The organism is Kitasatospora sp. NPDC059646, assembly GCF_042734615.1.
In the GTDB taxonomy this organism is placed as follows: Bacteria; Actinomycetota; Actinomycetes; order Streptomycetales; family Streptomycetaceae; genus Kitasatospora.
In genome coordinates this window covers 17724-30849 of sequence record NZ_JBHWDS010000079.1, presented here as the reverse complement: position 1 = coordinate 30849, position 13126 = coordinate 17724, and the positions used below count along the sequence as shown (strand labels likewise).

The following is a 13126-nucleotide window of genomic DNA, read 5'->3' as shown; positions in this document are numbered from 1 at the left end:
GAAATGGCTTGGCCGCCCCGGCAGTCGCCGTTCGGGTCCAGGACCCGTGGGGTTACTTCTTCTTGCCCGGGATCATGCAGAGGCCCGCGATCACCAGGAAGGAGACGATCGGGAGGGCGACGTACAGGCCCAGGGTCTGGCCGACGCTCAGGCCGGTGCCCGGGTCGTCGCCGTCGTCGCGTACGAAAGCCATGGCGGGCGACGACATCAGCATCATCAGCGTGGCCGCCGCGGTGACCGCACCGGCGCGCATTGCGTTCCTCTTGTCCACGTTTCCCAAGGTACCGGCCCCCTACACCGCCTCGCCCGGCGGGGTGCGCCTGTCGGCGTGTCCCGGGGGCGGGGGGCCGATCGGGGCGAGGGCGGCGGCGATGGCGGCGGTGCCCGGGGCGGCGGCGACGGCGTCGAGGGTGCGGGGGGTTCCGGTGGCGTCGGCGACGGGGAGGCGCCAGTTGGGGTACTGGTCCCAGGTGCCGGGGAGGTTCTGCGGGCGCGGGTCGCCGACGGTGTCGGGCAGCCAGACGCCGATCAGCCGGGCGGGGGTGGTGCGCAGGAAGGCGTACAGCGCTTCGGGGGTGACGGGTTGTCCGTCGGCGAGCAGGCCGGCGCGGACGAGTTCGTGCTGCCAGTCGGCGACCTCGGCGGCGGCGGCGTGCTGTTCCTCGGCCAGCGGGCGGGCCAGCAGGCCGAGTTGGTGGCGGAGGGCGACGTGGTCGCCGGTGAGCCGGGCGGCGGTGCTCGGCAGGTCGTGGGTGGTGAGGGTGGCGAGGCAGCCGGCCCGCCAGCGTTCGGGGGGCAGGACGGCGCCGCCGGCGTTCCAGTCGCGTTCGAACCAGAGGACGGAGGTGCCGAGGACGCCGTGTTCGGCGAGCCGTTCCCGGACGCCGGGTTCGACGGTGCCGAGGTCCTCGCCGATGACGGCGGTGCCGGCCCGGTGGGCTTCGAGGGCGAGGACGGCGAGCATCGCCTCGGCGTCGTAGCGGACGTAGGTGCCCTCGGTGGGGCGGGCGCCGGCGGGGACCCACCAGAGCCGGAACAGGCCCATCACGTGGTCGATCCGGATCGCGCCGGCGTGCCGGGCGGTGGCGCGCAGCAGTTCGGCCCAGGGGGCGTAGCCGGTCTCGGCGAGGGCGTCGGGGCGCCAGGGGGGCAGGCCCCAGTCCTGGCCGTGGGCGTTGAAGGCGTCGGGCGGGGCGCCGGTGGAGATGCCGGCGGCGAGGGCGTCCTGCAGGGCCCAGGCGTCCGCGCCGTCGGGGTGGACGCCGACGGCGAGGTCGTGGATCAGGCCGATCGGCATGCCGGCGTCGGTCGCGGCGCGCTGGGCGGCGCGCAGTTGGTCGTCGACCAGCCAGGCCAGCCAGCGGTGGAACTCGATCCGGTCCGTCAGTTCGGCCTTGGCGGCGGCGACCTGGGGGTTGGCGGGGTGGCGCAGGCCCTTGGGCCAGGAGTGCCAGGCCGGGCCGTGCACCTCGGCCAACGCGTTCCACACCGCGTACCGCTCCAGCCATTCGCCCTCGCGCCGGACGAACGCCCGGTACGCGGCCTCCCGTCCGACGCCGCGCGGGACGGTGTGCAGCAGTTCCAGGGCCTGGCGCTTGAGGGCCCAGACCGAGTCGCGGTCGATCAGCGCGTCGTGTTCGAGGACCTCCTCGCGCAGCAGCCGGGCGCGGCGGGTCAGGTCGCGGGCCCCGTCGTGGCGGGTGTACTCGGGGACCGCCTCGATCCGCAGGTGGACCGGGTCGGCGAAGCGGCGGGAGGACGGGCGGTAGGGGGACGGGTCGGAGGGGGCGCCGGGCAGGCCGGCGTGCAGCGGGTTGATCTGCAGGAAGCCGGCGCCGAGTGCGGCGCCCGCCCACTGGGCGAGTTCGGCCAGGTCGGCGAGGTCGCCCATGCCCCAGGACTGCTCGCCGAGGACCGAGTACAGCTGGGCGAGGAATCCCCAGCTGCGGTGCTGCGGCTCCGGGATGCGGGCCGGGGCGACGATCAGCGCGGCCCGGCCGGTGCGGTCCCCGGCGGTCACGTGCAGGGTGTGCCGGCCGAGCGGGAGGTCCTCGGGGAGCCAGTGCGAGTGGTTGCCCGTCAGGTACCGGTCGCCGCCGCCCTGTTCGAGTTCGAGCCGGACCTCGGCCTCGGCGGATAGGTCGAGTGCGGTGCGCCGGCCCTGCCAGGCGACGACGGTGGGCGGGAGCAGCCGCCGGGCCTGGGCGGCGCGGTGGCCGTCGAGTGCGGCGGCGGCCAGCTCGGGCGTGGAGGCGTCGACGCCGAGGGCGGCGAGCACGGCGATCAGGGTGCGCGGCCCGACCTGGATCGGCCCGGCGCCGGCGTCGTAGCGGGTGTCCACCCCGTACGCGTGGGCCAGTGCCAGCAGTTCCGGCGGCGCGGCCGGGTTGTCCTCGGCCGGCAGTTGCTCGGCTCCCACCTGCTCACGGTCAAGGTATGCGGCCACCCAGCGCACTCCGTCCTCGCCACGCCCCAATGCCATCAGCCACAGTCCTACCCGCGCGCCCCGGCCCCGACCCCGACCGACACGGCCGCCCGCGGGCGCCGGACGGGTGAACGTTCCGTCGGCGGGTTGCCGCGGGGGTCAGTGCAGCAGGTGGCCGATCGGCCCGGCCGACCAGATCAGGGCGAGGAGGACGAGCATGAGGCCGCCGAGGCGGATCCGTTCGGGGGCGGCGCCGCCGAAGTCGTGGATCCGGCCGATCCAGCCGCGGAAGTCGCAGAGCACCAGCACGCCGAGCGTCAGCAGGGCGGCGAGCAGCACCAGTTGGACCACGGACTCCTCGACCACGGCCACCTCTCCCCCGGGTTGTCGTTCCGTCATCGTCCCAGTGCGGTCAAGGCAGTTCCGGCGGCAATGCGATACCGGGCGATAACGGACATAGCTGTCAGCAGCGTTGACAGGGACGCGGGGAGCTGATGGGCTGGGCGGGCCGGATGGCCGAGGGGGGCCGGGCCGGGCGGCGGGGGGCCGGTGAGCTGGGCGTTTCGGGCGAGGAGGCTCCGGTGCAGGCGCGGGTGTCGGTGGTGGCCGGGCGGCGGCTGCGGCAGCAGTTGGAGCAGAGCGCGGCACTGCGCGAGGTGCTGTACCACCCGGCGGCGCTGGCCGCCCGCCGGACCGCGGCCAGGACGGCCCGTCAGCTGGCGCCGCGCGCCGCCGACCGGTTCATCGCGGACTTCAAGGGCACCGACCCGCTGCTCGCCTCGGTGCGCGCCGAACGGCGGGCGGGAGGCCGCCGGGGCAGCACGCTGCGGCTGGCGGCGACGCTGTCGGCGGCGGCCGTGGTCGGCGGACTGCTGATCCCGGCACAGAGCTTCGCGGCGCAGCCGGGCGACCGGCGGGCGGTGTCCGCGGGGGCGGACCTGCCGGCCGCGCTGGAGGCGCCGCTGCCGCTCGGATCGCTGACGGCCCCTCAGATCTTTCCCCGCCCGCAGCAGTTGCGGCCTGGCGGCAGGCCGGTCGCGGTGCCCCGGCAGGTGACGGTGGTGCTGGCGGACGGCGCGGACGGCCCCGCGGTGGACGCGGTGCGCGCACTGCTGACCCGGGCCGGCGCCACCGAGGTGCTGACCGTCCCGGAGGAGCCCGGGACGCCGGCGGCGGGGTCGCTGGTGGTGTACGTGGGCGGCCCGCGCGAGGGCGCGGGCGGCGCGACCGACCGGGCGCTGCGCCGGCTCGCCGGGGCGGCGGGCCTGAAGGACACCGAGGTGCCCGGCCTGGCGGGCCTGCCGCCCGGCGGCCACCTGCTGGCGGCGGGTCAACTCCCGGCGGCGGGCGGTGCCTACGGCGCGGTGGTGCTGGCCGGCGTGGACGGCGAGGGCACGTTCTACGCTGCGCAGAGCCTGGCGCAGCTGCTGGCGCCGATCGGCCCCGGGCAGGGGCAGGGCGCGGACGGCGACCGGGGCTTCCCGGGCGTGCTGGTGCGGGACTGGCCGACCGGTGCGCCGGTGCGCGGCACCGCCGAGTCGTTCTACGGGCAGCCGTGGAGCGCCGCGCAGCGGCTGGCGACGGTGGACTTCCTGGGCCGCACCAAGCAGAACTTCTTCCTGTACGCGCCGGGCGGCGACCCGTACCGCTCGCAGCGCTGGCGCGAGCCCTACCCGGCCGACCGGGCACGGGAGTTGACCGAGCTGACGGCCCGCGCCCGGGACAACCACGTGACGGCGGCGTACTCGGTGAGCCCCGGGCAGTCGTTCTGCTTCTCGTCCGGCCGGGACCTGGACGCGCTGGTCGGCAAGCTCGACGCGCTGCGCGGGATGGGCTTCCGGGCGTTCCAGCTGGACTTCGTGAACGTCTCCTACGACGAGTGGCACTGCGGCGCGGACCGCCGCAAGTTCGGCACCGGGCCGGTGGCGGCGGCGAAGGCGCAGGCCGCGGTGGTGGCGGCGGTGCAGAAGCGGCTGATGGCGCCGCACCCGGAGCTGGCGCCGCTGTCGGTGGTGCCGACGGAGTACCAGAAGCAGGGCTCGACGCCGTACCGGTCGGCGCTGGCGGCGACGCTGCCCGCCGAGGTGCAGGTGGTGTGGAGCGGCGGCGCGGTGATCGCCAAGCAGGTGACGGGCGGTCAGCTGGCCGAGACCGCCGGGCTGTTCCGCCGCCCGCTGGTGACGCTGGACAACTACCCGGTGAACGACTCGGCGCCGGACCGGCTGTTCCTGGCCGGCTACGGCGGCCGGGACCCGGAGGTGGCGCAGCGCTCCGCGGTGCTGCTGACCTCGGCGATGAGCCAGCCGGTGGCGTCCCGGATCCCGCTGGCCACGGCCGCGGACTTCGGCTGGCAGCCGGCCGGCTACCAGCCGGAGCAGTCGCTGTCCTCGGCGCTGCGGCTGCTGACCGCCGGCCCCGCGCAGCAGGCCGCGGTGGCCGCGCTGGCCGGGAACAGCGCGTCCTCGCCGCTGGGCGGCAAGGAGTCGGCGTACCTGGCGCCGCTGGTGGAGCGGTACTGGGCGGCGGTGGAGCCGGCCTCGGGCGCGCCCGCCGACCCGGCGAAGGTCAGGGAGGCCGCGCAGCCGCTGCGCGACGCGTTCGCGGTGATGGCGGACGCCCCGAAGACGCTGGCGGGCGACCCGCTGGGCGCGGACGCCGCGCCGTGGCTGGCCCGGCTGGCGGCGTACGGGGCGGCCGGCCGGGCCGCGCTGGACATGCTGGCGGCGCAGCACGCCGGCGACGGCACCGCGGCCTGGCAGGCCCGGCTGGAGCTGGGCCGGCAGCGCTCGGCGCTGGAGCAGAACCCGGTGACGGTCGGCAAGGGCGTGCTGGACCCGTTCCTGGACCGGGCGGTGAAGGCCGCCGACACCTGGGCGGGCATCACCGCCGGCGCCACCCCGACGACCACCCTGGGCACCGCGCACGACCACGGCCCGGCGCTGATGGCGGACGGCTCCGCGCAGACCTTCTACTGGTCGTCGGCGCCGCCGCAGGTCGGCGACAGCTTCGGCCTGGACCTGGGCACCGCGAAGCCGCTGGGCACGGTGACGGTGATGATGGGCGGCCGGGGCGACGACCCGGACGCCGCGTCGGCGGCCGACGACTACCTGCACGACGGGGTGCTGGAGTACTACAGCGGCTCCGGCGGCTGGCAGCAGCTGGCGACGGTGCACGAGCAGCGGCTGGTGGTCGCCAACGCCCCGGCGGGCGCGGTCGCCAAGGCGGTGCGGCTGCGGGCCACCGGCGGCCAGAAGACGGCGGTCGCGGTGCGCGAGTTCAGCGCGGGCGCGCCCGGCGCGGTGGACGCCGAGGTGAGCGGCCCGCCCGCGGTGCCGGGCTCCTCCCCGGAGGCGGTGCTGTCGGGCGACCCGGACTCGGCGTTCCGGGCGGCCGCCCCGCCCGCCGCCGGCGACGCCCCGCTGACCGTCGAGCTGGGCTCGGCCCGCCCGCTGGACCGGCTGACCGTGCTGACCGACCCGACGGTGCACGCCGAGGCGACGGCGCAGGTGCGCCGCCCGGACGGCAGCTGGGCGGATCTCGGCCAGGTCCACCCGGGCTACAACGAGCTGCGCGCGGACGGCGGCCCGGTGGACGCGTTCCGCCTGGTGTGGCGGCCCGGCGGCGAGGCCCCGGTGGTCAACCAGGTGATCCCCTGGTACGCGGACGTCCCGGCGGCCCGGGTGACGCTGGCCGATCCGACGCTGGACGTGGTGGCGGGCGCCGCCGCCCCGGCGCAGACCCGGGCCACCGTGGAGTCGGGCCGGCCGGACGCGCTGACCGGCGAGCTGAAGGCCGAGGTCCCGGCAATCGCCAAGGGCCTGACGGTGGCTCCGGCCCCGACGGTGACGGTGCCGCGCGGCGGCAGGGTCGCCGCCCCGGTCCAGGTGTCGGCGGCCGCCGACACCCCGACCGGCACCTACCGGGTGCCGGTGGTGTTCACCGCGGGCGGCCTGACGGTCCGCCAGGAGCTCCAGGTGCACGTGGTCCCGCAGGCCGGCGGCCCCGACCTGGCGCGGACCGCCACCGCCTCCTCCTCCGGCGACGACAGCGCCCGGACCCCGGCGTCGGCGATCGCCGACGGCGACCCGAAGACCTCCTGGACGGCCCCCGCGAAGGACGACGCCTGGGTGCAGCTGCGGCTGCCCGCCCCGGCCCGGCTGGGTTCGGCGGTGCTGCACTGGGGCGACGCGTACGCCTCCCGGTACCGGGTGCAGACCTCCCCCGACGGGGTGGTGTGGACCACCGTGGCGGTGGTGGACAACGGCCAGGGCGGCACCGAGACGGTCCGCTTCGACGCCCCGGACGCGCAGTACCTGCGGGTGCAGGGCGTCAGCCGGGCCGGCCGCTACGGGTACGCGCTGTCCGCCGTGGAGCTGTACGGCGTCACCGCCGGCTGAGCGGCGGGCGGCCGGAACACGGCGGGCCGCCGACGCTCCCGCTGCGGGGGTGCGCCGGCGGCCCATGAGGCATACCGAGGATCGTGTCGGGCAGGCCCTTGTCTGGTCAGGCGGAGAGCGGTGCGTGCTGCTCGCCGCGGCGGACGGGTCGGGTGCGGACCGGGGACGGAACGGCGGGCGGCAGCTCCGTGCGGTCGTGGTGTTCGAAGTCCCGGAACTGGTCGAGGCCGCCGAACGGCTCCAGGTAGGGCCGCCAGCGCGGATCCTTGATCCCGGTGCCGATGACCCGCCAGGCCAGGCCGCTGGGCGCGGCCGGGGGGCGCTTCATCCGCCAGCCGAGGTCGGCGAGGTGCCGGTCGGCCTTGGTGTGGTTGCAGCGGCGGCAGGCCGCCACCACGTTGTCCCACCGGTGCTGGCCGCCCCGGCTGCGCGGGATCACGTGGTCGACACTGGTGGCGGCGGCCCCGCAGTACACGCACCGACCGTGGTCGCGGGCGAACAGCGCCCGCCGGGTCAGCGGCACGGGGCCTCGGTAGGGAACCCGAACGAAACGGGTCAGTTTGACGACGGACGGCGCCGGAACGGCGCTGGTGGCGCTGTGCAGAGTGGTTCCCGCGTCCTCCAGGGCGATCGCCTTGTGGTTGAGGACGAGGATGAGTGCGCGTCGCATCGAGACGACACCGAGTGGCTCGTACGACGCGTTGAGGACAAGGACATGCGGCACGGGGCCTCCTTGGACGCCTGCGGCGCGTGGCTCGCGCCGAGTCGAGCGGGGCGATCGTGCCCCTGTGCGGGACGCGATCTCCCTCAGTGTCGCCTTACGCCCTCGTACGACGCCACCATTTCTCTGTGAACGGCCCGCACGCGCCGGGTGGATCTTGCGCGGCCCGCCATAGGCGGTATGCCCAGCTCGGGGCCGTCCTGCACCCACCGTGCCCGGGGCGGTGCGGAGGGTGGCCGGAACCCGTCCGACGGGCCGTCCGGGCGGGTGAACGGGCTCCTCGGGGCCCGCGGGGCAGGCCCTAGAGTGGGGCGATGCTCGCCGAATTCACGCTTGCCGATGCCACCCCCGACTCGACGACACCGACCTTCGTCCTGCCCACCAGCGCCGCCGATGTGACCGACTCCACCCGGCAGGCGGCCAGCTGGATCGACGAGAACTGGCAGGGCTGGGTGATCGACGGGCTGCGGATCGTGTTCATCCTGCTGCTCGCCCTGGTACTGCGGGCCGTGGTCCGGAAGGTCATCGACAAGCTGGTCGCCCGAATGGGCCGGCCGTCGGAGGCGGAGAGCGACCACGGGGTGCTCGGTGGGCTGCTGGCCAACAGCGGCGTCGTCAACACCGAGCGCCGCCAGCAGCGTTCCGAGGCGATCGGCTCGGTGCTGCGCTCGGTGGCGTCCTTCAGCATCCTCGGCACCGCCTCGCTGATGGCCCTGTCGGTGCTCGGCGTGGACCTCGCCCCGCTGCTGGCGTCCGCCGGTGTGGCCGGTGTGGCGATCGGTTTCGGCGCCCGCAACCTGGTCACCGACTTCCTCTCCGGCGTCTTCATGATCATGGAGGACCAGTACGGCGTCGGCGACGAGATCGACACCGGCGTCGCCACCGGCACCGTGCTGGAGGTCGGCCTGCGGGTCACCAAGCTGCGCGGCTCCGGCGGCGAGATCTGGTACATCCGCAACGGCGAGGTCAAGCGGATCGCCAACATGAGCCAGGGCTGGGGCACCGCCACCGTGGACGTCCAGGTCGGCTACAAGGAGGACCTGGAGCGGGTCGAGCAGCTGGTCGCCGAGGCCGCCGAGCAGCTCTCCAAGGAAGCCCCCTACGACGAGCTGATCTGGGGCCGGGTGAAGGTCCTCGGCGTCGAGTCGGTGGCCGTCGACTCGGTGCAGCTGCGTGTCGAGGCCCGCTGCACGCCCGGCAAGTCGGCGCAGGTCTCCCGCGCGCTGCGGCTGCGCCTGAAGGCGGCCTTCGACCTGGCCGGCGTGAAGCTCAAGGAGGAGGCGCCCGCCACCGTCCCCGCGCAGGCCGCCGCCCCCGAGGTCCTGCCGCCGTCCGCCCTGGCCGACCCGAGCTCGGCGCGCTCGCTGGCCGCCAAGCCGATACCGACCCAGCAGTGACCCACCGACAGGGGCCCCGGGAGCACGAACTCCCGGGGCCCCGGTCCTTCCGTTGACGGCGTGTCAGCCGTTGCGGCGCCTGCGGACGGCGATCAGCAGTCCGGCGCCGGCCGCCAGCAGGGCCACGCCGCCGACCACGGTGTACGTCAGCGCGGTCTCGTTCGTGCCGGTGAAGGCGAGACCGCCCGACGGCTGCGACGGGGCCGGGGTGGGCCTGGGCGTGGGGGTCGGGGTGGGGGTGGGGGTCGGGGTGGGCGGCGGGGGCGGGAGGAGCTCGTTGACGGCGGTGGTGGTGATGCCGGCGTCGAGGTGTTCGTCGTCGAGGACGACCGGTCCGAGGACGGGCTGTTCGGGCGTCCGGTAGCCCTTGGGCGGGGTGACCTCCTGCCAGTAGTAGCGGCCCTGGTCGGTGACGGTGCGGCAGGTGCCGTCGTCGCCGGTGGTGCACGGGTCGCCGACCTTGGCGTCGGCCCGGTCGCCGTCGGTCTGGAGGCCGTCGGCCTTGTCGGTCTCGCGCCACAGCTGGAAGACGGCGCCGGGCAGCGGCTTGCCGTCCTGGTCGTTCTTGACCAGGCGCAGTTCGCCCTGCTGCCGGCTGAAGCCGAAGTCGAAGGTGTGGTCGTTCTGGCCGGGGCCGCCGGTGGTCAGGGCGCGTTCGACGTACTTTCCGCCCTTGGGGACGGTGCCGTCGGAGTCGACGGCGCGGTCGGCGCCGACGTCGGCCCTGGTCGGGACCCAGTGGTACAGCGGGCCGCCCTCGGCGTAGTCGGCCGGGTTGTCGAGGCGGATCGTGTACGCGGTCCTGGGCTTCAGGCCGCCGGTGACGTCGGTGTCGTCGAAGTAGTACTCGCCGCGCGCGGTGGTCTTCGTGGTGCCGACCTTCTTGCCGTTCGCGTCGTACAGGTTGACGGTCGCGCCGGGGACGGGCTTCTGCTGCGGCAGTTGGAGGCCGGAGCGCTCCGGGTCGTACCAGACCCGGTTGCCGATCTGCAGCGGCGCCCGGTCGCAGAGCACCTCCAGGTCGGCCATCGAGGCGCCCTTGCCGAAGCTGGCCGTGCCGGTGGAGAGTTCCTGGCCCTGGCCGGGGTCGGCCGCGCCGGTGCGCAGGGTGAACATGGTGCCGGCGGACCAGGCGTGCTCCAGCACGTCGTAGCCGGAGGTGGCGATGGAGTTCTCCACCTTGGACAGCGCCATGCCCGCGAAGGTCGCGTAGGTGTGACCGAGGCGGCGGGTGTCGAAGAAGCCCTTGCCGCGGGTGGTGATCCCGCAGCCGAGGTTGACGTCCAGCACGTACTGGCCGCCGGACCTGCACGCCTTGTTCAGGTCGCCGGAGGCGGCCGAGACGATGAAGTCGGCGCCGGGCACGGCGGACGCGCTGGTCTGGTCCGAGTAGCGGTCGCGGAACGACAGCAGCATCGAGCCGTCGGTCTCGAATCCGATCTCGCCGAGCTCGGGCTGCCCGTAGTAGTAGCAGGTCCCGGTGCCCGGCTTGGTGTTGGTCCAGGGGTACCAGTAGTAGCCGGAGCAGGGCGCGGCGGGCGTGCCGCGGTGGTCGAGCGGCTGGTTCAGCACGGCCGCGCCGAACTCGCCGGTGGCCGGGTCGAAGGGCAGCACGACCGCCCGCAGGTCGGCGAGCTTCTGGGTGGATTCGCCGGAGCAGACGCCGCCGAGGTAGCCGGTGCCGTCCTGGAAGCCGAGGCCGAACGGCCGCCAGTCCGCCGCCGACGGGCAGTCGGGGGTGGGGACGGTGTACACGGCCTTGGGCTTGGACGCCGTGGCCGCGGTGGCGTCGTAGCGGTACAGCTTGCGGTTGTTGAGGTTGACCACGTACAGGTCGCGGTTGTCCTCGGTGAGCTTCAGGCCGCCGAGGCTCTCCCGCCCGGCGGCGGTGAGGTAGCCGACGTCGCCGCCCGCGGTGTGCGGCGTGGAGCCGGCGTCCGGGACGGTGGCGAACAGCTTGGTGGCCTTGGTCGCCGGGTCGGTGACGTAGATCGCGCCCGGGCCGCCGGAGCCGTACGGCGCGTCGCGCTTGGCCTGGGCGGAGCTGAACAGCCGCCGGTCGTCCCGGTTCCAGGCGATGCCGAAGACGTTGCCGGTGTCGGCGACCGTGCCGATGTCGGTGACGTCCTTGTTCATCCCGCGCGACTGGTACGGGAAGCTGAGCAGGGTCCGCTTGCCGGCCGGGTCGGCGACCGAGGGCTGGCAGGCGGTGGCCAGCGGGGCGTTCTGCTGGCAGTAGTCGGACGGGTTCCACAGGCCGGTGGTGAGCGTGGCCTGCTTGCCCGCCGAGAGGTCGACGAACTCCTCGTTGCTGCTGAGCCGGTTGGGCGCGGCCAGGCCCTCGCGCGCGGCGAACGCCGGGAACAGCACGCCCGGCTTCGGATTGACCACCTCCACGCGGTACTTGCCGCTGGCGGTCGCCTTGGCGGGCTTCAGGGTGATGCTGCCGTCGGCGGCGGTGACGCCGGCGCTGACCGCGCCGTCCTCGCCGGTCAGGGTGACCGTCACCCCGGCCAGGCCCGGGTTCAGCGCCGGACTGTACGTCCCGCTCTCGTCCACGGCGCGCACCACCCGGACCGTCACCGAGCCCTCGGCGGTGGCGGCCGGCGCGGACACCGCCGGGCCCGTCGCGATCCCGGCCGCCAGTAACGCCGCGAGTGCGGCGGAGCGCCGGAATCCGTTCTTCTCGAGTTGCACGTTCTCCCCTCCTCCTGTCGTGCGCCCCTCCCCCGGAAAGGCACACACGATGGGTGGAGGGTAGCGGTCCGGCCCGACCTACGGAACACCGCCCTCCGTTTTCACTCGAACGAGGCAACAGGCCCACCGGCCAGGCGATCTGACGGAGACTCAGCGCTCGCGAGTGGGCCGGACGGGCGACCCTCCGTTCGCCTGCCGGTAACGAACACGCATCCGACCGTTGACATCGCGGCCCGGCGATTGGAAACTTTCCTAACAGTTGGCCGCGAGGGCGCACCGGAGGAGGATCGGGCCCGTGACCACGCAGAAGAGTTCCCGTTCCCCGCTGGCCGGTACGCCCAGTCTGCTCCGGGCCATAAACGACCGGGCCGCACTGGAGCTGCTGCTCGCCAACGGCCCATTGTCCCGCACCCAGATCGGCAGCCTGACCGGCCTGTCGAAGCCCACCGCCTCCCAGCTGCTGGCCCGGCTGGAGGCCGCCGGGCTGGTGGTGCCGGTCGGCACCACCGCGGGCGGGCCGGGGCCCAACGCGCAGCTGTACCAGGTGAATCCGGCGGCCGGGTACGTCGCGGGCCTGGACGTCACCAGCACCACGGTGCGGGTCGCGGTCGCCGACATCACCGGGGTGACCCTGGCCGAGCACCAGGTGTCCTGCAAGGGCTGGCCGGCCGCCTCGACGGTGGAGCGGGTCGCGGAGGCGGTCGCCGAGACGGTGCGCCGCGCGCAGCTCCCGCCGGGCTCGCTGCGCGAGGCGGTGATAGGGATCGGCGGCGCGCCCGACCCGGTGACCGGCAAACTGCGCTACGCCTCGCACCTGCCGGGCTGGCACTCGCCGCGCCTGACGCAGGAGTTGGAGGCCGCGATCGGCGCGCCGGTGTCGATCGAGAACGACGTGAACCTGGCCGCGGTGGCGGAGCAGTCCGTGGGCGCGGCGGCCGGCTGCGAGGACTTCGTGCTGCTCTGGGCCGAGGAGGGCATCGGCGCGGCGATCGTGCTCGCCGGGCGCCTGCACCGCGGCTTCACCGGCGGCGCGGGCGAGGTCGGCTACATGCCGGTGCCGGGCGCGCCGGTGTCGTTGAGCGCCCGCCGCAAGCACTCCGGCGGCTTCCAGGACCTGGCCGGCGAGCCCGCGGTGCTGGCCCTGGCCCGCCGGCACGGCCTGCGCGGCGCCGACGCGGCGCAGGCGGTGGCCGCGGCCGTGACCGCCCCGGACGGCGAGGCGTTCCTCGCCGAGCTGGCCGAGCGCCTCGCGGTCGGGCTGGCGGTGATCGCCTCGGTGGTCGACCCGGAGCTGGTGGTGCTCTCCGGCGGCACGCCGACCGCGGGCGGCGAGCGCCTGCGGGCGCTGGTCCAGGAGGCGTTGGGCCGGATGTCGCTCCCCCGGCCGGAGGTCCGGCTGTCCGCCCTCCCCGGCTCGCCCGTCCTGGCCGGTGCGCTGCAGCGCGCGCTGGCGACCACCCGGGACGCCATGTTCAGCACGCACTGATCC

At 75.1% G+C, this 13126-nt stretch carries 8 protein-coding genes; 3 read left to right on the top strand and 5 right to left on the bottom strand.

The features are described from left to right. Positions 1-52: 52 nt before the first annotated feature. From psbW to ACFV1L_RS34475, 3 genes are all read right to left on the bottom strand, one after another. Positions 53-271: a photosystem II reaction center protein PsbW gene (psbW, locus tag ACFV1L_RS34485; protein ID WP_380373762.1), complete on the bottom strand. Its 219-nt coding sequence runs from the start codon at positions 269-271 to the stop codon at positions 53-55. Between the two features lie 21 nt (positions 272-292). Continuing rightward, positions 293-2446 carry a 4-alpha-glucanotransferase gene (malQ, locus tag ACFV1L_RS34480; protein WP_380373759.1) on the bottom strand — a complete coding sequence of 718 codons (2154 nt, stop codon included), beginning with the start codon at positions 2444-2446 and terminating at the stop codon, positions 293-295. 138 nt (positions 2447-2584) lie between these two features. Beyond that, positions 2585-2824, bottom strand: a complete 240-nt coding sequence (locus tag ACFV1L_RS34475) for a hypothetical protein (RefSeq protein ID WP_380373756.1) — start codon at positions 2822-2824, stop codon at positions 2585-2587. A gap of 182 nt (positions 2825-3006) precedes the next feature. Between ACFV1L_RS34475 and ACFV1L_RS34470 the strand changes: the two genes are divergently transcribed. Beyond that, entirely contained in the window at positions 3007-6822 is a 3816-nt protein-coding gene (locus ACFV1L_RS34470) for a beta-N-acetylglucosaminidase domain-containing protein (protein WP_380373754.1), read from the top strand. Positions 6823-6928: 106 nt separating this feature from the next. Here the strand turns inward: ACFV1L_RS34470 and ACFV1L_RS34465 are convergent, their stop codons facing one another. Beyond that, a complete protein-coding gene (locus ACFV1L_RS34465) occupies positions 6929-7546 on the bottom strand; it encodes an HNH endonuclease (protein ID WP_380373752.1) in 618 nt (205 codons plus the stop codon). 311 nt (positions 7547-7857) lie between these two features. On the opposite strand from ACFV1L_RS34465, the gene ACFV1L_RS34460 reads away from it, so the two are divergent. Continuing rightward, positions 7858-8940, top strand: coding sequence for a mechanosensitive ion channel family protein (locus ACFV1L_RS34460; protein WP_380373749.1), 1083 nt, complete (start codon positions 7858-7860; stop codon positions 8938-8940). Between the two features lie 63 nt (positions 8941-9003). On the opposite strand, the gene ACFV1L_RS34455 is transcribed toward ACFV1L_RS34460, so the two are convergent. Next, entirely contained in the window at positions 9004-11637 is a 2634-nt protein-coding gene (locus ACFV1L_RS34455) for an SdrD B-like domain-containing protein (protein ID WP_380373747.1), read from the bottom strand. A 295-nt stretch (positions 11638-11932) separates the two neighbouring features. Here ACFV1L_RS34455 and ACFV1L_RS34450 point away from each other — a divergent pair, with 295 nt between their 5' ends. Then, positions 11933-13123: an ROK family transcriptional regulator gene (locus tag ACFV1L_RS34450; RefSeq protein ID WP_380373744.1), complete on the top strand. Its 1191-nt coding sequence runs from the start codon at positions 11933-11935 to the stop codon at positions 13121-13123. Positions 13124-13126 lie beyond the last annotated feature (3 nt).

Excerpts from the sequence above, each read along its gene's own strand:
- ACFV1L_RS34475 (WP_380373756.1), bottom strand. The coding sequence starts at position 2,824 with ATGACGGAACGACAACCCGGGGGAGAGGTGGCCGTGGTCGAGGAGTCC.
- ACFV1L_RS34460 (WP_380373749.1), top strand. The coding sequence starts at position 7,858 with ATGCTCGCCGAATTCACGCTTGCCGATGCCACCCCCGACTCGACGACA.